General features: G+C 73.4%; 27 protein-coding genes. 15 read left to right on the top strand and 12 right to left on the bottom strand.

Annotated features, from left to right (window positions below):
* The first annotated feature begins 35 nt into the window (after positions 1–35).
* The 3 genes from Q2K19_RS08005 (at position 36) to Q2K19_RS07995 (ending at position 2,252) form a co-directional block, all read left to right on the top strand.
* Positions 36–722 carry a VOC family protein gene (locus tag Q2K19_RS08005; RefSeq protein ID WP_302768989.1) on the top strand — a complete coding sequence of 229 codons (687 nt, stop codon included), beginning with the start codon at positions 36–38 and terminating at the stop codon, positions 720–722.
* On the top strand, positions 722–1,321 hold the full coding sequence (locus tag Q2K19_RS08000) for a GNAT family N-acetyltransferase (protein ID WP_302768987.1): 600 nt from the start codon (positions 722–724) through the stop codon (positions 1,319–1,321). The genes Q2K19_RS08005 and Q2K19_RS08000 overlap by 1 nt, the downstream gene beginning before the upstream one ends.
* A gap of 154 nt (positions 1,322–1,475) precedes the next feature.
* Positions 1,476–2,252 carry an HAD-IIB family hydrolase gene (locus Q2K19_RS07995; protein ID WP_302768985.1) on the top strand — a complete coding sequence of 259 codons (777 nt, stop codon included), beginning with the start codon at positions 1,476–1,478 and terminating at the stop codon, positions 2,250–2,252.
* Positions 2,253–2,298: 46 nt separating this feature from the next.
* On the opposite strand, the gene Q2K19_RS07990 is transcribed toward Q2K19_RS07995, so the two are convergent.
* Positions 2,299–3,144 (bottom strand): SDR family oxidoreductase, encoded by an 846-nt coding sequence (locus tag Q2K19_RS07990; RefSeq protein ID WP_302768983.1) that lies wholly within the window; start codon positions 3,142–3,144, stop codon positions 2,299–2,301.
* A 121-nt stretch (positions 3,145–3,265) separates the two neighbouring features.
* Here Q2K19_RS07990 and Q2K19_RS07985 point away from each other — a divergent pair, with 121 nt between their 5' ends.
* Together Q2K19_RS07985 and Q2K19_RS07980 are read left to right on the top strand one after the other, a co-directional pair.
* Positions 3,266–3,619, top strand: a complete 354-nt coding sequence (locus Q2K19_RS07985) for a winged helix-turn-helix transcriptional regulator (protein WP_302768981.1) — start codon at positions 3,266–3,268, stop codon at positions 3,617–3,619.
* 111 nt (positions 3,620–3,730) lie between these two features.
* A complete protein-coding gene (locus Q2K19_RS07980) occupies positions 3,731–5,527 on the top strand; it encodes an adenylyl cyclase (RefSeq protein ID WP_302768979.1) in 1,797 nt (598 codons plus the stop codon).
* 69 nt (positions 5,528–5,596) lie between these two features.
* On the opposite strand, the gene Q2K19_RS07975 is transcribed toward Q2K19_RS07980, so the two are convergent.
* The 3 genes from Q2K19_RS07975 to Q2K19_RS07965 all read right to left on the bottom strand — a co-directional run bounded on the left by Q2K19_RS07975 (position 5,597) and on the right by Q2K19_RS07965 (position 7,854).
* The gene (locus tag Q2K19_RS07975) at positions 5,597–6,190 is read right to left on the bottom strand and encodes an ATP-dependent Clp protease proteolytic subunit (RefSeq protein WP_302768977.1); all 594 of its coding nucleotides are present in this window, start codon (positions 6,188–6,190) and stop codon (positions 5,597–5,599) included.
* 136 nt (positions 6,191–6,326) lie between these two features.
* Positions 6,327–7,160, bottom strand: coding sequence for a TrmB family transcriptional regulator (locus tag Q2K19_RS07970; protein WP_302768973.1), 834 nt, complete (start codon positions 7,158–7,160; stop codon positions 6,327–6,329).
* Between the two features lie 109 nt (positions 7,161–7,269).
* A complete protein-coding gene (locus Q2K19_RS07965; protein WP_302768971.1) occupies positions 7,270–7,854 on the bottom strand; it encodes a helix-turn-helix domain-containing protein in 585 nt (194 codons plus the stop codon).
* 161 nt (positions 7,855–8,015) lie between these two features.
* Between Q2K19_RS07965 and Q2K19_RS07960 the strand changes: the two genes are divergently transcribed.
* Entirely contained in the window at positions 8,016–9,029 is a 1,014-nt protein-coding gene (locus tag Q2K19_RS07960; protein ID WP_302768969.1) for a potassium channel family protein, read from the top strand.
* Positions 9,030–9,101: 72 nt separating this feature from the next.
* Here Q2K19_RS07960 and Q2K19_RS07955 read toward each other — a convergent pair whose 3' ends face one another.
* Positions 9,102–9,611, bottom strand: coding sequence for a MarR family winged helix-turn-helix transcriptional regulator (locus Q2K19_RS07955; protein WP_302768967.1), 510 nt, complete (start codon positions 9,609–9,611; stop codon positions 9,102–9,104).
* Positions 9,612–9,695: 84 nt separating this feature from the next.
* Here Q2K19_RS07955 and Q2K19_RS07950 point away from each other — a divergent pair, with 84 nt between their 5' ends.
* Positions 9,696–10,343 (top strand): FMN-dependent NADH-azoreductase, encoded by a 648-nt coding sequence (locus tag Q2K19_RS07950; protein ID WP_302768964.1) that lies wholly within the window; start codon positions 9,696–9,698, stop codon positions 10,341–10,343.
* A gap of 77 nt (positions 10,344–10,420) precedes the next feature.
* On the opposite strand, the gene Q2K19_RS07945 is transcribed toward Q2K19_RS07950, so the two are convergent.
* The 3 genes from Q2K19_RS07945 to Q2K19_RS07935 all read right to left on the bottom strand — a co-directional run bounded on the left by Q2K19_RS07945 (position 10,421) and on the right by Q2K19_RS07935 (position 14,978).
* Complete coding sequence (locus Q2K19_RS07945) at positions 10,421–11,455, bottom strand: 2-oxoacid:ferredoxin oxidoreductase subunit beta (protein ID WP_302768962.1); 1,035 nt, start codon at positions 11,453–11,455, stop codon at positions 10,421–10,423.
* Positions 11,448–13,295 carry a 2-oxoacid:acceptor oxidoreductase subunit alpha gene (locus tag Q2K19_RS07940; protein WP_302768961.1) on the bottom strand — a complete coding sequence of 616 codons (1,848 nt, stop codon included), beginning with the start codon at positions 13,293–13,295 and terminating at the stop codon, positions 11,448–11,450. The genes Q2K19_RS07945 and Q2K19_RS07940 overlap by 8 nt, the downstream gene beginning before the upstream one ends.
* A 294-nt stretch (positions 13,296–13,589) precedes the next feature.
* The gene (locus Q2K19_RS07935; protein WP_302768959.1) at positions 13,590–14,978 is read right to left on the bottom strand and encodes a hypothetical protein; all 1,389 of its coding nucleotides are present in this window, start codon (positions 14,976–14,978) and stop codon (positions 13,590–13,592) included.
* Positions 14,979–15,107: 129 nt separating this feature from the next.
* On the opposite strand from Q2K19_RS07935, the gene ndhC reads away from it, so the two are divergent.
* A complete protein-coding gene (gene ndhC, locus Q2K19_RS07930; protein WP_302768957.1) occupies positions 15,108–15,485 on the top strand; it encodes an NADH-quinone oxidoreductase subunit A in 378 nt (125 codons plus the stop codon).
* A 7-nt stretch (positions 15,486–15,492) separates the two neighbouring features.
* Here the strand turns inward: ndhC and folP are convergent, their stop codons facing one another.
* The gene (folP, locus tag Q2K19_RS07925; RefSeq protein ID WP_302768955.1) at positions 15,493–16,362 is read right to left on the bottom strand and encodes a dihydropteroate synthase; all 870 of its coding nucleotides are present in this window, start codon (positions 16,360–16,362) and stop codon (positions 15,493–15,495) included.
* A gap of 150 nt (positions 16,363–16,512) precedes the next feature.
* On the opposite strand from folP, the gene Q2K19_RS07920 reads away from it, so the two are divergent.
* From Q2K19_RS07920 to Q2K19_RS07900, 5 genes are all read left to right on the top strand, one after another.
* Positions 16,513–17,235, top strand: coding sequence for a DivIVA domain-containing protein (locus tag Q2K19_RS07920; RefSeq protein ID WP_302768953.1), 723 nt, complete (start codon positions 16,513–16,515; stop codon positions 17,233–17,235).
* Positions 17,232–17,729: an SRPBCC family protein gene (locus tag Q2K19_RS07915; protein WP_302768950.1), complete on the top strand. Its 498-nt coding sequence runs from the start codon at positions 17,232–17,234 to the stop codon at positions 17,727–17,729. Before Q2K19_RS07920 ends, Q2K19_RS07915 begins: the two co-directional genes overlap by 4 nt.
* 40 nt (positions 17,730–17,769) lie before the next feature.
* Positions 17,770–18,354: a DNA-3-methyladenine glycosylase I gene (locus Q2K19_RS07910; RefSeq protein WP_302768948.1), complete on the top strand. Its 585-nt coding sequence runs from the start codon at positions 17,770–17,772 to the stop codon at positions 18,352–18,354.
* Positions 18,355–18,416: 62 nt separating this feature from the next.
* A complete protein-coding gene (locus Q2K19_RS07905; protein ID WP_302768947.1) occupies positions 18,417–19,010 on the top strand; it encodes a hypothetical protein in 594 nt (197 codons plus the stop codon).
* Between the two features lie 64 nt (positions 19,011–19,074).
* A complete protein-coding gene (locus Q2K19_RS07900; protein WP_302768945.1) occupies positions 19,075–19,827 on the top strand; it encodes an SDR family NAD(P)-dependent oxidoreductase in 753 nt (250 codons plus the stop codon).
* 37 nt (positions 19,828–19,864) lie between these two features.
* On the opposite strand, the gene Q2K19_RS07895 is transcribed toward Q2K19_RS07900, so the two are convergent.
* On the bottom strand, positions 19,865–20,656 hold the full coding sequence (locus Q2K19_RS07895) for an enoyl-CoA hydratase-related protein (protein ID WP_302768944.1): 792 nt from the start codon (positions 20,654–20,656) through the stop codon (positions 19,865–19,867).
* Positions 20,657–20,660: 4 nt separating this feature from the next.
* Entirely contained in the window at positions 20,661–21,479 is an 819-nt protein-coding gene (locus Q2K19_RS07890; RefSeq protein ID WP_302768943.1) for a PaaX family transcriptional regulator, read from the bottom strand.
* Between the two features lie 190 nt (positions 21,480–21,669).
* Here Q2K19_RS07890 and Q2K19_RS07885 point away from each other — a divergent pair, with 190 nt between their 5' ends.
* Together Q2K19_RS07885 and Q2K19_RS07880 are read left to right on the top strand one after the other, a co-directional pair.
* The gene (locus Q2K19_RS07885) at positions 21,670–21,837 is read left to right on the top strand and encodes a DUF3117 domain-containing protein (protein WP_013283866.1); all 168 of its coding nucleotides are present in this window, start codon (positions 21,670–21,672) and stop codon (positions 21,835–21,837) included.
* A gap of 149 nt (positions 21,838–21,986) precedes the next feature.
* On the top strand, positions 21,987–23,447 hold the full coding sequence (locus Q2K19_RS07880) for a leucyl aminopeptidase family protein (RefSeq protein ID WP_302768922.1): 1,461 nt from the start codon (positions 21,987–21,989) through the stop codon (positions 23,445–23,447).
* Positions 23,448–23,483: 36 nt separating this feature from the next.
* Here Q2K19_RS07880 and Q2K19_RS07875 read toward each other — a convergent pair whose 3' ends face one another.
* Positions 23,484–24,053 carry an O-methyltransferase gene (locus tag Q2K19_RS07875; RefSeq protein WP_302772339.1) on the bottom strand — a complete coding sequence of 190 codons (570 nt, stop codon included), beginning with the start codon at positions 24,051–24,053 and terminating at the stop codon, positions 23,484–23,486.
* Between the last annotated feature and the right edge of the window lie 161 nt (positions 24,054–24,214).

Here is a 24,214-nt window from a genome sequence, read left to right as displayed (position 1 = left end):
GGTGGAGACTGGCTGCCTCGACGAAAGGAGACATGGTGGTCGACCGGATCACGGCGGAGCAGTTCCACGCGGCCGAGGGGGTCGAGGACTGGCGGGTGCTGGGTGAGGGGGCGTGCGCCTGGTTCCGTACCGGCTCGTTCGCGGCCGGCGTGCGGCTGGTGCGGGCGATCGGCGAGCTGCCCGGCCTCGACGACCACCAGCCGGACGTCGACCTGCGACCCGACGGGGTGGCCGTCCGCCTGGTCACGTTGACCGCCGAGCACTACGGGCTGACCGGGCGGGACCTGGCCCTGGCCCGGCAGATCTCGGCGGCGGCCCGCGAGCTGGGCGTGCCGGCCGACCCGTCGGCCGTGCAGAGTGTGCAGGTGAGCATCGACGCGCTGCACCTGCCCGAGGTCACGCCGTTCTGGCGGGCGCTGCTCGGGTACGAGTACCGCGCCGCCAGCCCGGAGGACCTGGTCGACCCGCACGGTCGCGGGCCGGCGTTCTGGTTCCAGCAGCTGGACGCGCCGCGACCGCAGCGCAACCGGACGCACGTCGACGTCTGGGTCCCGTACGACCGGGCCGAGGCACGGATCGCGGCGGCGCTCGCGGCCGGCGGACGCCTGGTCGACGACACGCACGCCCCGTCCTGGTGGGTGCTGGCCGACCCGGAGGGAAACGAGGCGTGCGTGGGCACGGTCGGCTGGATCGGTCCGGTGAGCAGCAGGGAGCCTGCCTGATGTCGATCGTCGTCGTGCCGGCCAACGAGGCCAGCTGGGATGACCTGCAGACCGTCTTCGGCAAGCGCGGTGAAGCCGCCCGCTGCCAGTGCCAGTGGTTCAAGATCCGGGATCGGGACTGGGCGTCGGTCCCGGTCGAGGCGCGGGCCGAGCGGCTGCGGGACCAGACCGAGTGTGGCGATCCCGGTTCCGGCGACACCAGCGGGCTCGTTGCCTACCTGGGCGGTGAGCCGGTCGGGTGGTGCGCGGTCGAGCCGCGCACCAGGTACCCGCGCCTGCGGTTCACCCGGGTGCCGTGGACCGGCCGGGACGAGGACCGGGACGACCCGGGTGTCTGGGCGGTGACCTGTTTCGTCACCCGGGTGGGCTACCGACGCCGCGGCGTCAGCCGGGCCCTCGCCCGGGCCGCCGTGGACTTCGCGCGGACCCGCGGCGCCCGTGCCCTGGAGGGCTATCCGATGATCCTGCCGCCGGGCCGGGAAGCCACCTGGGGAGAGCTGTACGTGGGCAGCCGGAGCATCTTCGCCGACGCCGGGTTCGTCGAGGTCAGCCACCCGACGCCGCGCCGCGTGGTGATGCGGCTCGACTTCTCAGCCTGAGCCGGCGCGGGAACCGGCGGTGTTGGTCGGAGTACGTTGCTACGCTCCGCGAGGGAGCAGCGCGCAGCGTGACGGTCGGGGCTCGCGGGTGCCGCGGGGCCACCGTCGGTACCCTGCTAGTTCTGGCCTGCCCGCGACGACATGGTGGTACCTGATGAACGATCTTCGAGTGGTGGCGTTCGACCTGGACGACACCCTGGCTGTCTCCAAGTCCCGGATCGATCGTCGGATGGCGGAACTCCTCGCCCACCTGCTCACCGAGGTGGACGTGCTGATCATCTCCGGTGGCCGCTTCGAGCAGTTCGAGGCGCAGGTGCTGGCCCACCTGGACCTGACCGAGGAGCAGCGCGGCCGGCTGCACCTGATGCCGACCTGCGGCACCCGCTACTACCGCTGGCAGGACGGCGAGTGGCGGCTGGTGTACGCCGAGGACCTGAGCGAGGCGGACAAGGCGCGCGTGATCGAGGCGCTCACCGAGTCGGCCAAGGCGCTGGGTCTCTGGGAGCCGAAGACCTGGGGCGACATCATCGAGGACCGGGGCAGCCAGATCACCTTCTCCGCGCTGGGCCAGTCGGCCCCGCCAGCCGAGAAGTACGGCTGGGACCCGGACGGCAGCAAGAAGAAGCGGCTCCGGGACGCGGTCGCCGAGAAGCTGCCCGACCTGGAGGTCCGCGGCGGCGGCTCGACCTCGATCGACGTCACCCGCAAGGGCGTGGACAAGGCGTACGGCATGCGCAAGCTGCTGGAGTGCCTGGACCTGAAGACCGACAACGTGCTCTTCGTCGGCGACCGGCTCGACGCGGGCGGCAACGACTACCCGGTCAAGGCGATGGGCATCCGCTGCATGGCCGTCACCTGCTGGGAGGAGACGGCCGACTACGTGGAGACCCTGGTCGACGAGCTGGTGCAGCTGCGCGCCGAGCCGGCCTGAGCCGGTCCGTCGCCGCCCCGGCTCGGCCGGGGCGGCGATGGAGGAGTCAGAGCGCCGCGCGGATCGCCTCGGCGAGCGTGGTCGGCGTGCGGCCGAGCAGCTTGGCCAGGTCGTCGCCGACCTCCAGCTCGCCCTGGGCGAGGCCGCGGTCGCCGTCGGCGAGCACGGCCGCGTAGCCCTCGGGCAGGCCGGCCGCGACCAGCAGCTCCGTGTACTTGTCCACCGGCAGGTCGACGTAGGAGACCTCGGCGCCGGTCTGGCGGGAGATTTCGGCGGCCAGTTCGGTCATGGTGAACGGCGCGCCGCCCAGCTCGTACACCGTGCCGGCCGGACCCTCGGCGGTGAGCACCGCCGCCGCGGCCTCGGCGTAGTCGGCGCGGGTGGCGGCGCTGACCCGCCCGTCACCCGCCGCCCCCGCCACCCCATGCTGGCGGTACGTGGGCAGCTGGGCGGTGTAGTTCTCCAGGTACCAGCTGTTGCGCAGGAACACGTGCGGCACCCCGGAGTCGCGGATCAGCTGCTCGGTCGCCTTGTGCTCGGCGGCGAGCACCAGGCTGGAGGTCTCCGCGTTGGCGATGCTGGTGTAGACGATCAGCCCGATGCCGGCCTCCTTGGCGGCGGTGACCACGTTGCCGTGCTGCACCACGCGCTTGCCGACCTCGCTGCCGGAGACGAACATCAGCTTGTCGGCGCCCGCGAAGGCCGCCTGGAGCGACGCGGGGTCGTCGTAGTCGGCCCGCTGGGTGACCACTCCGCGCCCGGCGAGTTCGGCGAGGCGGTCAATGTTGCGGCCGAGCGCCACGATCTGGCCGGCCGGTACGCCCCGGTCGAGCAGCGAGGAGATGATCAGGCGGCCGAGCGGGCCGGTGGCGCCGGTGACGACGATGGACATGAAGGCTCCCTGTGGTTGCGACATGAACTGTCATCCCACGGCAACGGGAACAACCGCATGCTACTTCCCGTTGGAGAGTAGGCACCTTCAAGTTCGATACGCACTGAAAGAGAGTAAAGCTGTGCAGGCGGACCCGTTCAACCGGAACTGCGGCAGCCGGAAGGTCCTGGACCGGATCGGCGACCGCTGGAGCGTGCTGATCGTGCTCACCCTCGCCAACGGGGACAAGCGCTACGGCGAACTGGCCGACCGGGTCGACGGGATCAGCCAGAAGATGCTCACCCAGACCCTGCGCGGCCTGGAGCGGGACGGCATCGTCACGCGCACCGTGCACCCGAGCGTGCCGCCCCGGGTCGACTACGCGCTCACCGACCTCGGTCGCACCCTGCTCGACCTGGTCGCCGGCTTGGAGGCGTGGGCCACCAACCACCTCGCCGAGGTGGAGGCCGCCCGGGCCCGCTACGACGCCCACTGACAATTCCGGAACCGCTGCCATCTGGCGTGCGGGGTCGGTTTGGGGTAGGAACGGCGCAGAGAGCGCTCTCCGGCTCCTGCTCCTCCGTACCCCCACCGAACAGGCAGGCAGATGAGACAACTCGACCCCTCCCGCCGCCGCTTCCTCACCGTCACCGCCGCCTCGGCGGCGTCGCTCACCGCCCTCGGCCTTCCGGCGCTGCCGGCCGCCGCCGCGTCCCCGGCGCGCCCCGACGCCGCCACCGAGCCCGACTTCGGCCCGAACGTCCTCGTCTACGACCCGGCCACCCCGACCGCGGAGATCCAGTCCACCCTGGACCAGATCTTCGCCGCCCAGGAGCACAACGAGATGGGCGCCGACCGGTACGCCGTGCTCTTCAAGCCCGGCCGGTACGAGGTGAACGCCCGGCTCGGCTACTACACGACCGTGGCGGGCGTCGGCGAGCACCCCGACGACGTGGAGATCCACGGCGCGGTCCGGGTGATCGGCCAACCCGACCCGGGCTCGCCGGCGGGGATCTCCGCGCTGACCAACTTCTGGCGCTCGGTGGAGAACCTCGCCGTCAGCCCGACCGACTGGTCGAACCAGTGGGCGGTCTCCCAGGCGTCCCCGATGCGGCGGGTGCACATCAAGGGCATCCTCTGGCTGGAGCCGGGCAACGGCGGCTACTCCAGCGGCGGTTACATCGCCGACTCCAAGGTGGACGGCATCACCATCAACGGCTCCCAGCAGCAGTGGCTGACCCGGGACAGCGAGCTCGGCGGCGACTGGACCAACGGGGTCTGGAACCAGGTCTTCTCCGGCGTGGTCGGCGCCCCCGCACAGGGCTTCCCGAACCCGCCCTACACCACCCTGCCGACCAGCCCGGTGACCCGGGAGAAGCCGTACCTGTACGTCGACGCCGCGGGCGCCTGGCGGGTGGCCGTGCCCGCGCTGCGCCGCGACACCGCCGGCACCACCTGGGGCGCGGGCGCCCGACCGGTGCCCTCGCTGCCACTGGCCGACTTCTTCATCGCCAAGCCCACCGACTCCGCCGAGCGGATCAACCAGGAACTCTCCCGCGGACGGCACCTGCTGCTCACCCCGGGCGTCTACCACCTGAACCGGGCGCTCCGGGTCAAGCACCCGGACACCGTCGTGCTCGGCCTCGGCATGCCGAGCCTCGCCCCGACCACCGGTGACGCGGCCCTGCGGATCGAGGACGTCGACGGCGTCCGCATCGCCGGGGTGCTGGTCGACGCCGGGCCGGTGGAGTCCGAGGTGCTGGTCGAGGTCGGCAAGCGCCACAGCCACTGCTCGCACGCCACCAACCCCATCTCGCTCCAGGACGTCTTCTTCCGCATCGGCGGACCGCTGGCCGGTCGGGCGGGGACCAGCCTGGTGGTGAACAGCCGGCACACCCTGATCGACAACATCTGGGCCTGGCGCGGCGACCACGGCAAGCCGGGCACCATCGGCTGGACCGTCAACACCGCCGACACAGGCGTGGTGGTCAACGGCGACGACGTGACCGCCTACGGGCTCTTCGTCGAGCACTACCAGCGCTGGCAGACGGTCTGGAACGGCGAGCGCGGCCGGACCGTCTTCTACCAGAGCGAGCTGCCCTACGACCCGCCGAGCCAGGCGGCCTGGCGCAGCCCGACCGGCAACGGCTGGGCGTCGTACAAGGTCGCCGACCACGTACGCGAGCACGAGGCGTGGGGGTTGGGCGTCTACTCGTACTTCAACCAGGGCGTGGACATCCGGTGCGACCGGGCCATCGAGGCGCCGCGCCGGGCCGGCGTGCGGTTCCACGACGCGATCACCGTCTTCCTCGACGGCAGCGGCGGCATCGAACGCACCGTCAACGAGGCCGGCACCCCGGTCGTCGGCTCATACGGCACCAGCCCCGTGGTCAGCTACCCCTGATCAGGAGCGACGACCCGGCGGCCGGCGGGGTCACCCCGCCGGCCGCCCCCGTCTCCGGCCGTCCCGCCCTCAGCCGGGCAGCTGCTCCGCGCTGGCGACCACCTGGTCGATCAGGCCGTACTCGCGGGCCTGCTCGGCGGTGAACCAGCGGTCCCGGTCCCAGTCGCGCTGGATCTCCTCCAGCGTGCGCCCGCTGTGTCGGGCGATCAGCTCCTGCATGGTCCGTTTCACGTGCAGCATGTTCTCCGCCTGGATGGTGATGTCGGCGGCCGTGCCGCCCATCCCGCCCGACGGCTGGTGCATCATGATCCGCGAATGCGGCAGCGCGAAGCGCTTCCCGGCGGTGCCCGCGCAGAGCAGGAACTGCCCCATCGAACCGGCCAGCCCCAGGGCCAGGGTCGCCACGTCGTTCTTGACGTACCGCATGGTGTCGTAGACGGCCATCCCGGCGCTGACCGAGCCGCCCGGCGAGTTGATGTAGAGGAAGATGTCCTGCTCCGGGTCCTCGGCGGCCAGCAGCAGGATCTGCGCGCAGATCTGGTTGGCCGAGGCGTCGGTGACCTCGTTGCCGAGGAAGATGATCCGCTCCTTGAGCAGCCGCTCGAAGACCCGGTCGCCGAGGGACGGCTGCCCCTCGTCCAGCATCCAGATGCCGTACCCCATGACCTGACCACCCTCCGTGCCGCCGGCGGGCGACGGACCGCCCGGGAACCGGTGGTCTCCAGCCTCCGGCGAGCGGTGGGCGGGAGCCCAGGGATTCTGCCGGCGGCAGATCCGCCGTGGGCAGAACCGGCCGGACTCAGCCGGTCGGCACCCCGGCCCGGGCCACCGCGGACGCGAAGTCCTCGCCGCCCGACCAGATCGTCTCGTACGCCTGGATCAGCAGCTGGGCGAGCGCCGGGTGCTCGATCAGCAGGGACGTGCTGGACGCCTCGTCCGCCCGCGGGTCCCGCATCGACATGAGCACCCGGGCGCCGTCGGCGATGCACAGCCGCATCGGCACCTCGGCGACCAACCGGGCCCGTTCGCCCGCGTCGAGGAAACCCCGCACGTCGTCGACCATGTCGTGGTTGTCCAGCATGGCGTGCTCGTAGACGCAGCGGACGTCGCCGCCGGCCCGGGACAGCCGGCGCGCCGCCTCCAGGCCGGTCGGGTTCTCCACCACCAGGTACGGCAGCTTGGCGAGGGTGAGCAGTTGGTGCCGGGCGCTGGACTGGAGTTCGGCGAAGCGTTCGGCGAGCAGGTCCCGGTCCCGGATGACCTCGACGTAGTCGAGCGGGTCGTCCTCGGACCGGCCGCGGGTCCACAGGGGAGCGAGCTGGTCGACGAGTTCGGCGCCGGTCCGCTCGCGTTGCTCGTACGCGGTGCGGTGGACCGTCATCATCCGGTTCACCGCGGCCTCCGGGTCGACGGCCGCGTAGCGCACCACCGGGCCGGGGCGGACCCGGACCAGCCCCCGCTCGCTCAGCGAGTTGAGCACGTCGTAGATGCGCTGCCGGGGCACGCCCGAGGCGCGGGCGAGTTCGGCGGCGGTGTACCGGTCGCGCGTCACCAGGGCGAGGTAGGCGCGCGCCGCGTACTGGGTGAGACCCAGTCCGATCAGGGCGTCGACGAGGGGCGTTACGCCGGTCATGGCACACACCGTAGCTGCCGGGACACCGGCGCGGGAGATCAAACACGTCCATCGACGGATGCCAGCCCGGGACGTCCCCTGCCGGGGCGGCCCGCCGGGCGCTGTCCGGTCAGACCCGGGCGGTCCGCCGCCGGATCACCGCCCGGGCGGTACGCGGGCGTCGGCGCGCGGGTGGCGGGGTGGGGAACAGCCAGATCCGGGAGCCGGTGCCGAGCATCGTGGGCGTGGCGTATCCGGCGGCGGGGCCGCCCACCGGCAGCCCGAGGTCCGTCCGGAGCGTGCCCCGCGTGCCGAGCAGCGGCGTGCCCAGGCGCGCCCCCGGTCCGGCCGGCCGGCCGACCGCGTGCGGCAGTGGGCGGCCGCGGCGCGGCCCGACCTGCAGGCGCACGCCGTCGCCCCGGTGGACCGGGGCCCGCTCCAGCCGGACCAGGCCCGACCCCGAGGTCACCGGCGTCCGCCGCTCCACCCGGCGCAACTCGTCGCGGGCCTCTTCCAGCAGGTCGGAGAGGTGGAGGCCGAGGGCCCGGCAGATCGCCGCCAGCACCTCGGAGGAGGCCTCCTTGCGGCCGCGCTCCACCTCCGACAGGTAGGGCAGCGAGACCCCGGCCGCCTGGGCGACCTCCCGCAGCGTGCGGCCCTGCCGCAGCCGTACCCGGCGCAGCACCCCGCCGATCACCCGTCGCAGCAACGACATGCGGGCCTCCTCGCGGTCGTCGTCCCGGGACGCTCCCATCATGCCCCGTACCCGCGGCCGGCATCGGCCCGGCCGGCCGGGCGGCCCACCCGGGAGGCCGGAACACCGCGTACCCGCTATCTTGTGGACGTGCAGGCGACGGCGGCGGAGCAGGACCGACGGTGATCCATTTTCCCGCGCAACGGCGGGGGCCGCTGAGCGCGCTGAGTCTGCGCCTGCTCGCCGCCCTGGCCCTGGTGTTCGCCGTGGTGACCGTGGTCTGGCTCGACCGGGACGGCTACCGCGACGTCAACGAGGACGGGCTCAGCCTCCTCGACTGCTTCTACTACGCGGTGGTCTCGCTCTCCACCACCGGGTACGGCGACATCACCCCGGCCGCCCCGTCGGCCCGCCTGGTCAACGTCCTGTTCGTCACCCCCGCCCGGGTGCTCTTCCTGATCATCCTGGTCGGCACCACCCTGGAAGTCCTGACCGAGCAGTACCGGACCGGCCGTCGCCTGTCGCGCTGGAGGAGGACCGTGAAGGACCACGTCATCATCTGCGGCTACGGCACCAAGGGTCGCAGCGCCGTCTCCGCGTTGCTGGAGAACGGTACGGACAAGTCCCGGATCGTGGTGGTGGAGCGGAACGGCGCCTTGCTGCGGCAGGCCACCTCGGCCGGGCTGGTCGCGATCGAGGGTTCCGCCACCCGCTCGTCCGTGCTGGAGGAGGCGCACGTCCGCACCGCCAAGGCGGTGATCATCGCGACCGACAGCGACGACGCCTCGGTGCTGGTGGCGCTGACCGTCCGCCAGCTCACCGCCGGTCAGGTCCGGATCATCGCGGCCGTGCGCGAAGCGGAGAACGCGCCGCTGCTCAAGCAGAGCGGGGCGCATCACGTCATCGTCTCCTCGGCGACCGCCGGCCGGCTGCTCGGCCTCTCCACCTCCGCCCCACCGCTGATCGACGTGGTGGAGGACCTGCTCACCCCCGGGCAGGGCATGGCGCTGGCCATGCGTTCCGCCGAGCGCAGCGAGGTGGGCCGCTCGCCCCGCGAGCTGGACTCGCTGGTCATCGCGCTGGTCCGCCGGGGCAAGGTGGTCACGTTGAACGACCGGGCGGGCGCGGTCATCGAGACCGGCGACATGCTGGTGCACGTCCGCGACGACCGCTCCCAGTCGACACCGGTCATCTGACCGTCCTGATCCGCCGCGGGCCGGTCGCCGGCACCGGAGCGCTCGGCCCGGCGTGGCGCCGGGGCGGGCAGCTCAACAGGCGGCGTCCGGATCCCGGTCGCCGGTGATCGCCTCGGCGCAGGCCGCCGGCGCGTCGGCGCAGGACACCGACGCCCCGCTGGTCGCCCGCCGGAGCAGCTCGTAGAGCGTTTCGCGCTCGGCCGGGTCCAGCGCGCCGAGCACCTCGTCCTCGACGGCGGCGAGGGCGCATTCCGCCTCCTTGAGGCGTTTCGCACCGGTCCCGGTGAGGCTCACGACGTGGCGGCGGCGGTCCTCGGGTGAGCGCCGCCGCTCGACCAGGCCCGCCGCCTCCAGGTCGTTGAGCAGCCCCACGACGTTCGTGCTGTCGATCTGCAGCGTGCCGGCCAGGGCCTGCTGGCTGATGTCGCCCGCGCTGCGCAGCACGGTGAGCGCGACCAGGTGCCGGGGCCGCAGGCCGAGCGGTGCGAGCACCGATTCCGACCGCAGCCGCATCCGCCGGGCCAGGTAGTCGAGCAGCGCCCCGGAGCGACGCTCCGACTCCTCGACCGGCACGGCTGGCATGTGACCCAGTTTACCCGGGCTGCGGAACATCGGCCTGCTATAAATGATTGGCGCTACACAAACCATCTGTGAAGGGGTAGCCAAATGCCACACCTGTTGTACATCGACTCGAGCATCCGGGGCGAGCACTCGGTCAGCCGGCAGCTCACCGCTCGTGCCGCCGCGGCGTGGCGGACCGCCCACCCGGGCGGCACGGTCACCTACCGCGACCTCGGCCGGGAGCCGCTGCCGCACCTCGACGAGGCGGGCGGCCTGGCGCGCATGGTGCCGCCGGAGCAGCACACGCCGGCGCAGCGTGCGTCCTGGCAGCTGACCGAGCAGCTGGTGGACGAGGTGAAGCGGGCCGACACGATCGTGCTGGGCCTCCCGCTCTACAACTACGGCGCGCCGAGCAGCGTGAAGACCTGGGTCGACCACCTCATCGCCCCGGGCATCGCGTACGACCCGAGCACCGGCGCGGGGCTGCTGGGCGGCCGGGAGTTCATCGTGCTGGCCAGCCGGGGCGGCGGCTACGGCCCCGGCACGCCGCGGGAGGGCTGGGACCACGCCGAGCCCTGGCTTCCGCACGGCCTCTCGATGACCGGTCTGGAGCCGCGCTTCATCGCCGCCGAGCTGACGCTGGCCCCGGTGAACCCGGCCATGGCTGAGCTGATCCCCCTGCACGAGGCGAGCCTCGCCACGGCCCAGCGGGAGATCGACGAACTCTGGGTGCCGGCCGCCGCCGCGCGCTGAGCCCCGCCCGACGAACGGAAAGGGTGGTCACTCCGCACGGAGTGACCACCCTTTCCGCCCGAGTGGCGCGGCGACGGTCAGCTGATCGTCCAGGTGTCGCCGCTGGCGAGCAGGCCGGCGAGCTGCTGCTCCTGGGTCTCGGTGACCTTCGACCGGGCAGTGGTCACCTGCTCCTGCACCACCGCGTCGTAGGACGGCCGGGCCACCGAGCGGAACACCCCGATGGGGGTGTTGCGCAGGTCGAGCCCGGGGAGCCGGGACAGGGCGAAGGCGTACGCGGGGTCGGTGACCGTGGCGTCGTGCACCACGATCTCCTCGGCCGGGGTGGCCGCCGTGTCGCGGACCTCCAGGCCGAACCCGCCGGGCGGGTGGACGACGCAGAACTGCCCGTCCTTGCCGAAGGTGATCGGCTGCCCGTGCTCCAGCCGGATGAGGAAGTCGTCGCGGGTGGCCGGTTCCTTCAGCTGGTCGAAGGCGCCGTCGTTGAAGATGTTGCAGTTCTGGTAGATCTCCACGAACGCCGACCCCTCGTGCTGAGCGGCCGCGCGGAGCACCGACTGCAGGTGCTTGCGGTCGGAGTCGATGGTCCGGGCGACGAAGGTGGCCTCCGCGCCGAGCGCCAGCGACAGCGGGTTGAACGGGGCGTCCGCCGAGCCGACCGGGGTCGACTTGGTGATCTTGCCGGTCTCCGACGTCGGGGAGTACTGGCCCTTGGTGAGGCCGTAGATCCGGTTGTTGAACAGCAGGATCTTGAGGTTGACGTTGCGGCGCAGCGCGTGGATGAGGTGGTTGCCGCCGATGGACAGGGCGTCGCCGTCGCCGGTGACCACCCACACCGACAGGTCCGGGCGGGTCACCGACAGGCCGGTGGCGATCGCCGGCGCGCGACCGTGGATCGAGTGCATCCCGTAGGTGTTCATGTAGTACGGGAACCGGGACGAGCAGCCGATGCCGGAGATGAAGACGATGTTCTCCCGCGGGATGCCGAGTTCCGGCATGAAGCCCTGCACGGCGGCGAGGATCGCGTAGTCGCCGCAGCCGGGGCACCAGCGCACTTCCTGGTCGGACTTGAAGTCCTTGGCGGTGAGCTTGAGGGCGATGGGCTCAGACATTCTTCACGACCTCTTCCAGCATCGTCTCCAGTTCCGCGGCGGTGAACGGCAGGCCGCGGACCTGGTTGTAGCCGATCGCGTCGACCAGGTACCTCGCCCGGACCACGTGGGCGAGTTGGCCGAGGTTCATCTCCGGGATCACGACCTTGTCGTAGGCGCTGAGCACCGTGCCGAGGTTGGCCGGCATCGGCGCGAGGTGCCGCAGGTGCGCCTGGGCGATCTTCAGGCCACGCTGGCGCAGGCCCCGGCAGGCCGCCCCGATCGGCCCGTACGTCGACCCCCAGCCGAGCACCAGGACCCGGGCGTCGCCGTCGGGGTCCTCCACCTCGACGTCGGGCACCGGGATGGTTTCGATGCGGGCGGCGCGGGTGCGGACCATGAAGTCGTGGTTGGCCGGGTCGTAGGAGATGTCGCCGGTCTTGTCGGCCTTCTCCAGGCCGCCGATGCGGTGCTCCAGCCCGGGCGTGCCCGGGATCGCCCACGGCCGGGCCAACGTCTGCGGGTCGCGCAGGTAGGGCAGGAAGGTGGTGCCGTCCTCCCCGTTCGGGGCGGTGGTGAACGCCACCCGCAGGTCCGGCAGCGACTCCACGTCCGGCAGCAGCCACGGCTCGGAGCCGTTGGCCACGTAGTTGTCCGACAGCAGGATCACCGGCGTGCGATACGTCAACGCGATCCGCGCCGCCTCCAATGCCGCGTAGAAGCAGTCGGCGGGGCTCTTGGGGGCGATCACCGCGACGGGGGCCTCACCGTGGCGGCCGTACAGCGCCATGTTGAGGTCCGCCTGCTCGGTCTTGGTCGGCATACCGGTGGACGGGCCGGCCCGCTGCACGTCGACGATCACCAGCGGCAGTTCGAGGGCCACGGCCAGGGAGATCGTCTCCCCCTTCAAGGCGACGCCGGGGCCGCTGGTGGTGGTGACCCCGAGGGAGCCGCCGTAGGAGGCACCCAGGGCGGCGCCGATCGCGGCGATCTCGTCCTCGGCCTGCATGGTGACCACGCCGAAGCGCTTGTGCTTGGACAGCTCGTGCAGGATGTCCGACGCCGGGGTGATCGGATACGCCCCGAGGAACACCGGCAGGCCCGACCGGACCCCCGCAGCCACCAGGCCCAGCGACAGCGCGGCGTTGCCGGTGATGTTGCGGTAGGTGCCCGCCAGCATCTTCGCCGGCTTCACCTCGTAGCGCACCGAGAAGTCCTCGGTCGTCTCCCCGAAGTTCCAGCCCGCGCGGAACGCGGCCACGTTCGCCGCGACCAGTTCGGGGCGGGCGGCGAACTTGCGCTCCAGGAACCGCAACGTCGACTCGTACGGCCGCGAATACATCCAGGACAGCAGGCCGAGGGCGAACATGTTCTTCGCCCGCTCCGCGTCCTTCTTCGACACCTCGAGCTCCGTCAGCGCGCCGATCGTCATCGACGTCAGGGCGACCGGGTGCACGACGTAGCCGTCGAGGGAGTCGTCGTCGAGCGGGCTGACCTGGTAGCCGACCTTGGCCAGGTTCCGCTTCGTGAACTCGTCGGTGTTCACGATGATGTCCGCACCGCGGGGCAGGTCCGTCAGGTTCGCCTTGAGCGCGGCCGGGTTCATCGCCACCAGCACGTTCGGCGCGTCCCCCGGGGTCAGGATGTCGTAGTCGGCGAAGTGCACCTGGAAGCTCGACACCCCCGGCAGGGTGCCTGCCGGCGCGCGGATCTCCGCCGGGAAGTTCGGCAACGTCGAAATGTCATTGCCCAGCTGGGCCGTCTCCGACGTGAACCGGTCACCGGTGAGCTGCATCCCGTCGCCGGAGTCCCCGGCGAACCGGATCACCACCCGGTCCAGTTGACGGATCTGCTTGGTCACGCCCGCACCTCGCTTCGCTCAGCGCCGTCGCAGGGGCGGCTGAACATGTTGGTGACCCCGGTCTGCCCGGCCACGTGCCCTCCTTGACGCGCTGCTGCCGCCGGCCGTCCGTCTCCTGGCCCGGCCTGCTCCATTTCTCACGTCAGAGCCTACGTCGGGCCCTTAGGGCAACCTTGGTGGAGGTCCGACGTATGGGACCTGATCGGGCAGGTGTATGCCCGGCTTCGCCGGGTTTAGTACCGCGACCCGTAATTCAGATCACCGGCCGCCGGCCGCCGGCCGCCGGCCGCACGGTCAGTCCTGCCCGGTCGGACCGTTCATCCGGCGGCGCAGCGACGTGGTCGCCAGGGCGAGGGCAAGGAGCACCACCAGCGCGGAGACCGCGATCAGGATGGTCGCCGTCTGCTGCACGGAGCTGAGGCCGAGCCCGCCGGTTTGCCTTTCGGCGGCGGCCAGGACGCCCTGGGAGCCGGTAGGGGTCGGCGTGCCGACCGGCGGGGTGGTCAGCGCGGCGGCGGCGTTGATCCGGAAGCTCATCTGCACCTGCCGCTCCCGGCCGCTGCGCGGGTCGAGCCGCCCGACCACGGCGCCGGCGAGCGGGGCCCGGCGCTGGGCCTCGGCCGTGGCGGTCACCGGCAGCCGCAGGGTGGCGGTGCGTCCGGCCGGGAGGGTGCCCAGCTCACAGCGGGTGCGGTCGGGGGCCACGGGGGTGCAGCCGGCGGGCGCCTCGGTGGCGGTCACCCCGCCGGGGAGCACCACCTCGACCCGCCCGGCGGCGTCCACCCGGCCGGTGTTGCCGAGGCGTACGGAGAGGGCGGTCGGGGCGCCGCTGATGTCGAAGGCCACCTCGTCGGCGCGGAGCGAGATGCCGGGGACCGGCGGGCCGGGCGGGAAGAGGACCGCGAAGCCCTCATCGTCGGTGGCCGGGCCGGCGCCCCCCGGCGCGGTGGCGGTCACCCGGACCGAGCCGCTCAGCGGCATGGACCGCCAGGCCGTGCCGGCGACCCGGATCCGGATCCTACTGCTGAACCGGGCGCCCGGGGCGGCACGCCACTCGCCGCAGCGGTAGCTGCCCCCGCCGGCGGACGCGCAGCCCGGGGTCCCCGCGTCGGTGAGCCCGGCCGGCAGCGTGTAACGGAGGCCGATCCGCTCCGCCGTGCCGCCGGTGTTGGTCACGGTCACCCGCATCGTGGTCACCGTGCTGTGCGCGTTCCAGTAGGCGGAGGTGAGGGCGACGTCCCCGGTGGTGACGTGCACCCCGAGCGGGCCACCGCCGGGCCGGCCGGGGACCGGCGGGCGCGGGGCGACGGGCGGCTGAGCGGGCGCGGTGGTGGTCGGCGCGGCGGTGGGGACCGGCGGCGCCGGCTCGGTGGTGGTCGGGGCCGGGTCGGTGGTCGGCGGGGGCGGTGGCGTGGTCTCCGGCGGCGCGCTCTCGGTCGGCGGCGCGGTGGTGGGCGCCGGGTCGGTCGCGGTCGGGTCCACCGTGGGGGTCGGATCGGTGCCCGGCTCGGCCGCCGGGTCGGTCGCCGCGCGGACCACGCCGGTCACTGTCGGCGAGGCCGTCGCCCACCCGGGCGCCACCGCGACCGCCGCCACGAGGCCGGCGGCCAACGCGGGCCCGAGCAGCGCGGGGATACGTCGGTGCGCGACCCGCTCGGCGGGGCGTACGCGGGGGCGGGCCATCTGTCCTCCGTGACGCTCAGTGAAATTTCATTATTCGGTAATGGTTGCCGTCCGGCACTAGTTCCAGAAGGAAACAAATCCGTAACGTGTGCCGGCCGCGCCGGCGGCCGGGACGGTAGGCTCCCGCTCGTGACCGGTTACCTCGGCTCGTACGCCACGCTCGGTCTCCTGCTGCTCGCCGCCGTCCTCTTCTTCGTTACTGCGTTCTCGGCCAATCGGGTGTTACGTCCTGACCGTCCGGCCGATCCCTGGGGCAAGCGGGCCAGCTACGAGTGCGGCCTCGACCCGGTCGGCGGCGACTGGGCGCAGATGCAGATCCGGTACTACGTGTACGCGTACCTCTACGTGCTCTTCGCGGTCGAGGCCGTGTTCCTCTTCCCCTGGGCGCTGGTCTTCGACCGGCCCGGGTTCGGCGTGACCACCGTGGTGGAGATGGCGGTCTTCGTCGCCGTGGTGGCGCTCGGCATCCTCTACGCCTGGCGCAAGAACATCCTCCGCTGGACCTGACCCCGGCTCAGGCCAGGCCGCGCCGGGTCAGCGTCGGCGGCCGGTCACCCCGGATCGAGGCGACCATGTCGAGCACCCGGCGGGTCTCGCGTACCTGGTGGGCGCGGAACACCCGGGCGCCCAGCCAGGCCGACACGGCGGTGGCGGCGAGGGTGCCCTCGAGCCGCTCCGGCACCGGCAGGTCCAGCGTCTCGCCGATGAAGTCCTTGTTCGACAGGGCGACCAGCAGTGGCCACCCGGTGTCGGTGAGTTCACCCAGCCGCCGGGTGATCTCCAGCGAGTGGCGGGTGTTCTTGCCGAAGTCGTGCGCCGGGTCGATCAGGATCCCGTCCGGGCGTACGCCGACGGCGACCGCGCGCTCGGCGAGCCCGGTCACCGTCGCCACCACGTCGGCGACCACGTCGTCGAACGCGGCCCGGTGCGGCCGGGTACGCGGGGTGAGCCCGCCCGCGTGCGAGCAGACCAGCCCGGCGCCGGTCTCCGCGGCGACCCGGGCCAGCGCCGGGTCCGCCCCCGACCAGGTGTCGTTGAGCAGGTCGGCGCCGGCCGCCACCGCCTCCACCGCCACCTCGGCCCGCCAGGTGTCGATCGAGATGATCACGTCCGGGAAGGCGGCCCGGACCGCGGCGATGGTGTCCACCGTCCGGCGGATCTCCTCGGCCACGTCGACCTCGTCGCCCGGGCCGGCCTTCACGCCGCCGATGTCGATGATCTCCGCGCCCTCGGCCACCGCCCGCTCCACCGCGCGCAATGCGCTGTCCTGGGCGAAGGTGGCGCCCCGGTCGAAGAACGAGTCCGGCGTGCGGTTGACGATCGCCATCACCACCAGCTCACCGGGGGAGAAGGTCCGCCCACCGAGCCGCAGCGCCCCGGCCATGCCCGCCTCCTGATCTCCGGTCCTGCGCCGGCCGCCCCCGACGCTATCCGGTCGCGCCGCAACCGGCCCGGGCGGTACGCCCGGCTCCGAATCATGGCCGGAGCGGGTGGAGGGCTCGCCCCGCGCCGTCCCGCATGCCACGATCTCCCCATGGGTGAGGTTCTGCTCCTCTTGGTCGTCGCGCTGACCGTGGCGGCGGTGGTGTTCGGGGTGACGGTGCTGGTCTCCGGGCGGGATCCGGGCCTGGTGCCGACCGAGCCGGACGGGCGAGCCGTGCCCCTGCCGGGCAGCCGCCCGCTGCGCGAGTCGGACATCGCCGAGGTGCGCTTCGACACCGGGCTGCGCGGCTACCGGATGGCCCAGGTCGACCAGGCGATGCGCCGGGCCGCGTACGACATCGGCTACAAGTCGGAGCTGATCGGCGTGCTCGAGGCCGAGATCGCCGCGCTCCGCGAGGGCCGCACGGAGGAGGCCGACGCGCTGCGCCGCGCCCGCGAGGAGGCCGCCGGGACCGCGCCGGCCGCCGACACCGCGACCGACCGGGTCAACCCGGGCACCGACGGGTCGACCGCCGACACCGGGACCGCCGACGCGCCGTCCACCGGGACGCCGGCCAACGCGCTCACCGCCGAGGCCGGCGTGGCGGAGGCACCCGCCGCCGCGGCCGTCGAGGACGTGGCGCCGCTGCCGAGCCCCGAGGCTCCGACCCCGGCCGCCCCGGTGGCCCCGGTCGCGGCGCCGGTGGACCAGCCGGCGAGCGACGCCGCCCTCCGGCCGCCCGCCGATCCCACGACGGGCCACGCCAACGGCGCCGCCGGCCGGGCCGGCGGCGACCGGGAACGCGGCCCGGTGGTCCGCTCGGAGTCGGCGTGACCGGGCCGGAGGGCGCGGACGGCCTCGCCGAGGCGGCCCAACCCGGTGCCGGCGAGGTCACCGCGACGGTGATCGTCAACGCGCCGGCCGAGCGGGTCTTCGCGGCGCTGACCGACTGGGAGCGGCAGTCCGACTGGATTCCGTTCACCACCGTCCGGATGGTCGAGGGGAACGGCGGCGAGGGGAGCCTGGTCGAGGCGGTCACCACGCTCGGCCCGGCCGTGGTGCGGGACGAGATGCGGGTGGTCCGGGTGGACGCGCCGTACGAGGTCGGCGTGGTGCACTGCGGCAAGCTGCTGCGCGGCCCCGGCGTCCTGCGCTGCACCCCGCTGGACCGGGATCGGACCCAGGTGGTCTGGCACGAGTGGTTCCACCTGCCCGTTGGGCCGGCCGGCCGGGTGGCCTGGCCGGTGCTCTGGCCCGGCTCGAAGTTCGGCCTGACCCAGGCGCTGCGGAAGTTCGCCCGGCTGGTGGAGCAGGGCCGGCTGCCCTGAGCATGGTCCGCTGTCGGTGGGCTGGCCTACCGTGTACGGCGTGACTGACCTGGTGACCGGCGCCGACGGGCTGGCCCGCTGCGCCTGGGGGGCGAGCACCCCGGACTACGCCGTCTACCACGACGAGGAGTGGGGCCGGCCGTTGCGCGGCGACGACGCGCTCTACGAGCGGCTGACCCTGGAGGCGTTCCAGTCGGGCCTCTCCTGGCTGACGATCCTGCGCAAGCGGCCCGCGTTCCGACTCGCCTTCGACGAGTTCCGGATCGAGAAGGTCGCCGGCTACGGCGAGGCCGACATCGCCCGGCTGCTGGCCGACGCCGGGATCGTCCGCAACCGGGCCAAGGTCGAGGCCGCCATCGCCAACGCCCGGGCCGCCCTGGAGCTGCCCGACGGCCTCTCCGCGCTGCTCTGGTCGTACGCGCCGGCGCCCCGGGCGGCCCGGCCCCGGTCGTTCGCGGAGGTGCCGGCGCTCACCCCGGAGTCCACCGGGCTGGCCAAGACCCTCAAGAAGCGCGGTTTCCGCTTCGTCGGCCCGACCACGGCGTATGCGCTTATGCAGGCCACCGGCATGGTGGACGACCACCTCGCCGGCTGCCACGCGACCCGGGGCCCGGCCGGGGCGTGACGCGGGCGGCATCCGGCCGACGTGCCGGGACCGCCACCAGCCCGGCGTGATGGGATTGGGGCATGACCGACACCGAGCCGCGCACCGGCGCCTGGGCGGTGCTGCTGCCCGCCGAGCGCTACGAGGCCGAGCGGCTGGTCCACCACGACACGCTCGAGCTGACCGGGCTGGACGGCGCGGCCCGGCCCCGGCCCGGTGACCCGGTCGCGGTGCTGGTCGACGAGCCGGTGCGGCTGGTGGCCCTCGGCCGGGTCGCCCTCGCCACCGCCGAGACCCGGGAAGACCCGGACGACCCGCAGTCCGAGGCCGGTCCGGGGGCGCTCGTGGTGACGTACACCCGGCGGGTGCTCGACGAGCCGGTCCCGGTCGGCGGCCTGACCCTGGACGGGCCGGTGACCGGTCTCGACCCGGCCGTCTGGCGGGAGCTGGCCGACCGGATCGGCCCGCCGCCGGCCCGCCGGTCCTGGCTGGTCAGCCTCGACCTGCCGATCGAGGCGGCGTCGCCGGCCGAGGCGGTCCGGCTGTTCTGGGCGTACGTGCAGGAGCTGGGCCCGCGGGAGCTGCCCGCCTTCGTCTCGCCCGCCGGGGACGAGCTGGCCATGCAGGCGTTCGTGCTCGGGGCGGAGGCCAACCAGGATCCGGAAGAGGACGACTGACCCACGCGGCCCCGGTTAACGTGCCGGGGAGGGCCGGTGTCGGCCGGCCCCGCGAGGGGGTCGGATGCGGTTCCAGGACAAGGTCGCGTTCATCACCGGTGGGGCGTCCGGGCTCGGTGCGGCGGCGGCCCGACGGTTCGCGGCCGAGGGCGCCCGGGTGGTGGTGGCCGACATCGACGCCGAGGGCGCCGAGGGGGTGGCCGCCGGCCTGCCCGACGGGTACGCGGTGACGCTGGACACCGGCGACGCCGCCGCCGTCGAGCAGGCCTTCGCCGACGCCGTGCGGCGCTACGACCGGGTCGACGTCATCTTCAACAACGCCGGGATCGACGGCCGGCAGCAGCCGCTGCACGAGATGGACGTGGAGAACTGGGAGAAGGTCCGGCGGGTCAACGGCGACGGCGTCTTCTTCGTCCTGCGCTTCGGCATCCAGGCGTTGCTGCGCGGGGGCGGGGGCGCGGTGGTCAACACGTCGTCGACCACCGCGCTGGCCGCCCAGGAGAACATCTCCCCGTACACCTTCACCAAGGCCGGCATCGTCGGCCTGACCCGTTCCGCGGCGATCGAGTACGCGGCGCGTGGCATCCGGGTCAACGCGGTCGCCCCGACCGTGGTGCTGACCCCGCTGGTGGAGCACTTCATCGACAGTGCGCCGGACCCGGCGCTGATGCGCCGGCAGATGGAGTCGTTCAACCCGAAGCCGGGCATCCCCACCCCGGACGACGTGGCCGGAGTGGTGGCCTTCCTCGCCTCCGACGACGCGGCCTGGATCACCGGGCACACCATCCCGGTCGACGGCGGCTACGTCGCCCGCTGAGGGCGTGGGCGAGCCGCCGCCGAGCCGGATGGGCGGGTCAGCGGCCCTCGAAGGTGGGCTTCTGCTTGTTGACGAAGGCCATGGTGGCGGCCTTGTGGTCGGCGGTGGCGCCGCAGATCGACTGCGCCTGCGCCTCGGCCGCGAGGGCGTCGGCCAGGGTGCCGGCGTCGGCGATGGAGAGCTGCCGCTTGATCGCCCCGTAGGCGACGGTCGGGCCGGCGGCCAGCCGGGCGGCCAGCTCCTGCGCGGCCGGCAGCACCTGCTCGTCGTCCGCCACCAGCCGGGTCAGCAGGCCCAGCCGGCAGGCCTCCTCGGCACCCACCGGCTCGGCGAGCATCAGCAGCTCGACGGCCTTGGCGTGGCCGACCAGCCGGGGCAGCGTCCAGGAGGCGCCGGTGTCGGCAGCGAGCCCGACCCCGGCGAAGGCCATCAGGAACTTCGTCTTCGGGCCGCCGATCCGGAAGTCGGCGAGGAACGCCAGCGAGGCGCCGGCCCCGGCGGCCATGCCCCGGACCGCGGCGACCACCGGCTTGGGCAGGTTGGCCAGCCGGGCGGCGATCGGGTTGTAGTGGGCCCGCACGGTGCCGAGCGGGTCGGTGTCGGCGGACTCGAGGGTCTGCACGTGCTCCCGCAGGTCCTGCCCGGCGCTGAACGCGCCGCCCGCGCCGGCCAGCACGACCGCCCGGCACGAGCGGTCGGTCTCCAGCTCGGCGAGGGTGTCCCGGAGCGCCTCCTTGAGCGCCACGTCGAGCGAGTTCATCGCCGTCGGGCGGTTCAGCGTCAGGGTGACGACGGCGTCGGTGCGGTCGACGAGCAGCGGCTCGGTCACGTTTCTAACGACCCTTCTGTCGGGCGAGGCGGTTGCTGGCGTCGAGGCACTGCTCGACGTACCGGTCGGCGGCCGGCCGGAGCCGGGCCGCGTGCCGGTCGAAGAAACTGGCCGCGCTGGTGCCCGGCCAGCGCTCGGGGAGCAGCGCCGGGGGCAGCTGCGGGTCCCGGAAGAGGAACGTACGCCACGCGTGCACGAGCCGGAACCGGGCCGCGTACGCGTCCTCGTCGCTGCTGCGCACCGTGACGCCGGAGAGGAGCGGCTTCTGCTCGGCGACGAACCGCTCGTACGCCCGGCCGATCTCGGCCAGGTCCCAGGCGCGGCGGACCACGCCCATGGCACCGGGGGTGCCGGCGGCGTGCGCGGCGGTGAACCGCTCGTAGCGGACGCCCGCCTCGGCGAGCAGGACGTCCACGTCCTCGCCCGGCCGGGTGGCGACCAAGGTGCAGTCGTCGAGTGTGCCGTAGCCGAGGAAGGTCAGGTTGGCGGCGAGCCGCTGCCGTTCCCGGCGGGAGGCGGGGGCCTCCAGCACCAGCAGATCGAAGCGGCCGTCCCAGCTGTGCCGGCCGGTCCGGTAGATCCGGGTGGCTGCCTCGTCGAGTCGTCGGGCCGCCTTTGGTGTGATCGAATAGCCCGGTCCGGAGACCAGCCGGAGGGGTTCGAGCCAGCCCTGGCGGACCATCCGGGAGACGGCGGTGCGTACCGCCGGAGGGGCGATCCCGAGCGGTGCCAACAGCTTGACCAGGGCGGCGACCGGTGCGCGCCCACCCCTGGCGCGGAGGTGGTCGCCGTACAGGTCGAAGAGTGCCGACCGTGCCTGCATGACCGCACATTGTGACAGGCCTATCCAAGATAAGCTAGATGCTGTTACATCAATGCTGCTTCGGTTTGGGTCCGGCGGTGTTCATCAGGGAAAATCGTTGGTCGAGGCCCCCGCGGCGGTTGCGGGGGGTCATGGCGAAGTGGCTGTGGGGCAACCCACCGACCCTGGTGTAGGTCTGAGGGGAGACAACATGGCGGCGATGAAGCCGCGGACGGGCGACGGTCCGCTGGAAGTCACCAAGGAGGGCCGGGGCATCGTCATGCGGGTCCCGCTGGAGGGTGGTGGCCGGCTCGTCGTCGAGATGACTCCCGACGAGGCCACCGCGCTGGGTGACGCGCTGAAGGCGGCCGCCGGCTGATCGAGGAGCGGTCCGCGCGGCGCAGGTCGTGCGTACGGTTCATCTGTCCCTGAGCCACCGGCTCGCTGCCGGTGGCTCAGGGACTTCATCGCGCCCGGCGTCGGCGAATTGTCGTGCTTTGTGAATAGTTCTCGGAGGTGCGGTCCAGCGTGCTGGCCATCCGTCTGGTGACCGGGCCGGAGCGGCCCGACACCCTCGTCCTGCCCGTTCGTCCCGAAGGGCCGGACCCTTCGGCCGCCCTGGTCCCGACCGCCTCGCCACCCGCCGACGACGTCCGGGCCGAGGCGACCGCGCTGCTCCCGGTCGCCCGGCTGACCGGCGACGCGGGCGAGGTCCGGGAGCACCTGCGCCCCGGCGGCACGCCGTCCCGGCTGGTGCTGCTCGGCGTCGGTGCCGGCGACGAGCAGGGCTGGCGAAGCGCGGGCGCGGCGCTGGCCCGCGCCGCCAAGGATGAGACGCACATCACGGTGGCGCTCCCGGCCGACGCCGCGGCGGCGCTGCGCGGCCTGGTCGAAGGGCTGCTGCTCGGGTCGTACCGGTTCCGGCTGACCGAGGCCGGCGGGGCGCCGGCACTGGCCGAGGTGGACGTGGTGGTCCCCGACCCCGACGCCCTCACCCCGATCCTGGAGACGGCGCGGACCACCGCCGAGCTGACCCGGCTGGCCCGCGACCTCACCAACACCCCCTCCTCGGTCAAGAACCCGGAGTGGTTCGCCGGGCAGGTCGCGGCCGCGGCGACCGGCCACCCCGACCTGCACCTGCGGGTACGCGGTCCCGAGGAGCTGGCCGCCGAGGGCTTCGGCGGCATCCTGGCCGTCGGCGGTGGCTCCGCCAGCGGCCCCCGCCTGGTCGAGCTGGACTGGCGGCCGGCGGACGCGCGTACCCACGTGGTGCTGGTCGGCAAGGGGATCACCTTCGACACCGGCGGCATCTCCATCAAGCCGGTGCCGGCCATGAAGCTGATGCGCAAGGACATGGCCGGGGCCGCCGCTGTGGTGGCCGCGACCCTGGGCGCCGCCGCGCTGCGGCTGCCCGTCCGGGTCACCACGCTCGCGCCGCTCGCCGAGAACATGGTCAGCGGCTCGGCCTTCCGCCCCGGCGACATCGTCCGCCACTACGGCGGCCTGACCAGCGAGTCCACCAACTCCGACGCCGAGGGTCGGCTGGTGCTCGCCGACGCCATGGCGTACGCGGTGCGCGAGCTCAAGCCCGACCTGCTGGTCGACCTGGCCACCCTGACCGGTGCGAACGCGGTGGCACTCGGCAAGCGGCACGCCGCTCTCTACAGCGAGAACGACCAGCTCGCCGCCGACCTGCTGGCGGCCATCGACGCAGCCGGCGAGCGGGCCTGGCGGATGCCGCTCGCCACCGACTACGTGGAATACCTGGGCAGCGAGCTCGCCGACCTGCACAGCTCCCCGGCCCGGGGCGCCGGTTCGGTGGTGGCCGCGCTGTTCCTCCGCGAGTTCACCGGCGACCTGCGGGACCACTGGGTGCACCTGGACATGTCCGCCCCCTCCTGGTCCGACGACGCGGATGCCGAGCTGGCCAAGGGCGCCACCGGCTGGGGCGTACGCGGGCTGCTGCGCTGGCTGGCGACGCTGGGCTGACGCACGCGGTCGGCCCCGCGGACGCGGCGCGGGGGGTCAGCCCTTCACCGCGGCGAGCAGGCCGTGCCCGACCGGCAGCAGCGCGGGGGTCCAGTGCTCCGACTCCCGGATCGCCTTGATCGTCTCCCGCACCGTGACCGTCTCCACGTCCCGGGCGGCCGGGTCGCCGATCCGGCCGCCAGCCAGGGCGCCGTTGAGGGCGAGCACCCCGCCCGGCCGCAGTAGCCGCAGCGCGGCGTCCACGCAGGCGGTGAAGCCGGCCGTCTCGGCGTCGACGAAGACCAGGTCGTAGGCGCCGTCCGCGAGCCGCGGCAGCACGTCGAGGGCCCGGCCCGTGATGATCCGGGTACGCCCCGCCGGGAAGCCCGCCTCCAGGAAGATCCGCCGGGCGATCCGCTGGTGCTCCACCTCCACGTCGATGGTGGTGAGCACTCCGTCCGGGCGCATCCCGCGCAGCAGCCACACGCCGCTGACCCCGGTGCCGGTGCCGATCTCCACCACCGCCCGGGCGTTGCCGGCGGCGGCGAGCAGCCGCAGGGCCGCCCCGGCCCCCGGCGTGACGGCGTCCACGCCCACCTCCAGGGCGAGGCTGCGGGCGGTCCGCAGGACGAGGTCCTCGGTGACGTACGACTCGGCGAACTGGAGCGCCTGGGCCGTCGAGGTGCCGGAACTGGCGACCGTGGCGATGGGACACCTCCGGGCGGCGGGAGTGGTGCGAGGGGCGGGTTGGCGGTATGAGCCTAGAGGCGTGATCCGAAGCGCGCAGC

Source organism: Micromonospora sp. NBRC 110009, from assembly GCF_030518795.1.
Classification (GTDB): Bacteria; Actinomycetota; Actinomycetes; order Mycobacteriales; family Micromonosporaceae; genus Micromonospora.
The sequence above is the reverse complement of the archived record's forward strand: the minus strand, read 5'-3'. Positions and strand labels throughout refer to the sequence as shown.

Excerpts from the sequence above, each read along its gene's own strand:
- Q2K19_RS08000 (WP_302768987.1), top strand. The coding sequence starts at position 722 with ATGTCGATCGTCGTCGTGCCGGCCAACGAGGCCAGCTGGGATGACCTG.
- Q2K19_RS07995 (WP_302768985.1), top strand. The coding sequence starts at position 1,476 with ATGAACGATCTTCGAGTGGTGGCGTTCGACCTGGACGACACCCTGGCT.
- Q2K19_RS07990 (WP_302768983.1), bottom strand. The coding sequence starts at position 3,144 with ATGTCCATCGTCGTCACCGGCGCCACCGGCCCGCTCGGCCGCCTGATC.
- Q2K19_RS07980 (WP_302768979.1), top strand. The coding sequence starts at position 3,731 with ATGAGACAACTCGACCCCTCCCGCCGCCGCTTCCTCACCGTCACCGCC.
- Q2K19_RS07975 (WP_302768977.1), bottom strand. The coding sequence starts at position 6,190 with ATGGGGTACGGCATCTGGATGCTGGACGAGGGGCAGCCGTCCCTCGGC.
- Q2K19_RS07970 (WP_302768973.1), bottom strand. The coding sequence starts at position 7,160 with ATGACCGGCGTAACGCCCCTCGTCGACGCCCTGATCGGACTGGGTCTC.
- Q2K19_RS07965 (WP_302768971.1), bottom strand. The coding sequence starts at position 7,854 with ATGTCGTTGCTGCGACGGGTGATCGGCGGGGTGCTGCGCCGGGTACGG.
- Q2K19_RS07955 (WP_302768967.1), bottom strand. The coding sequence starts at position 9,611 with ATGCCAGCCGTGCCGGTCGAGGAGTCGGAGCGTCGCTCCGGGGCGCTG.
- Q2K19_RS07950 (WP_302768964.1), top strand. The coding sequence starts at position 9,696 with ATGCCACACCTGTTGTACATCGACTCGAGCATCCGGGGCGAGCACTCG.
- Q2K19_RS07945 (WP_302768962.1), bottom strand. The coding sequence starts at position 11,455 with ATGTCTGAGCCCATCGCCCTCAAGCTCACCGCCAAGGACTTCAAGTCC.
- Q2K19_RS07935 (WP_302768959.1), bottom strand. The coding sequence starts at position 14,978 with ATGGCCCGCCCCCGCGTACGCCCCGCCGAGCGGGTCGCGCACCGACGT.
- folP (WP_302768955.1), bottom strand. The coding sequence starts at position 16,362 with ATGGCCGGGGCGCTGCGGCTCGGTGGGCGGACCTTCTCCCCCGGTGAG.
- Q2K19_RS07920 (WP_302768953.1), top strand. The coding sequence starts at position 16,513 with ATGGGTGAGGTTCTGCTCCTCTTGGTCGTCGCGCTGACCGTGGCGGCG.
- Q2K19_RS07905 (WP_302768947.1), top strand. The coding sequence starts at position 18,417 with ATGACCGACACCGAGCCGCGCACCGGCGCCTGGGCGGTGCTGCTGCCC.
- Q2K19_RS07900 (WP_302768945.1), top strand. The coding sequence starts at position 19,075 with ATGCGGTTCCAGGACAAGGTCGCGTTCATCACCGGTGGGGCGTCCGGG.
- Q2K19_RS07890 (WP_302768943.1), bottom strand. The coding sequence starts at position 21,479 with ATGCAGGCACGGTCGGCACTCTTCGACCTGTACGGCGACCACCTCCGC.
- Q2K19_RS07885 (WP_013283866.1), top strand. The coding sequence starts at position 21,670 with ATGGCGGCGATGAAGCCGCGGACGGGCGACGGTCCGCTGGAAGTCACC.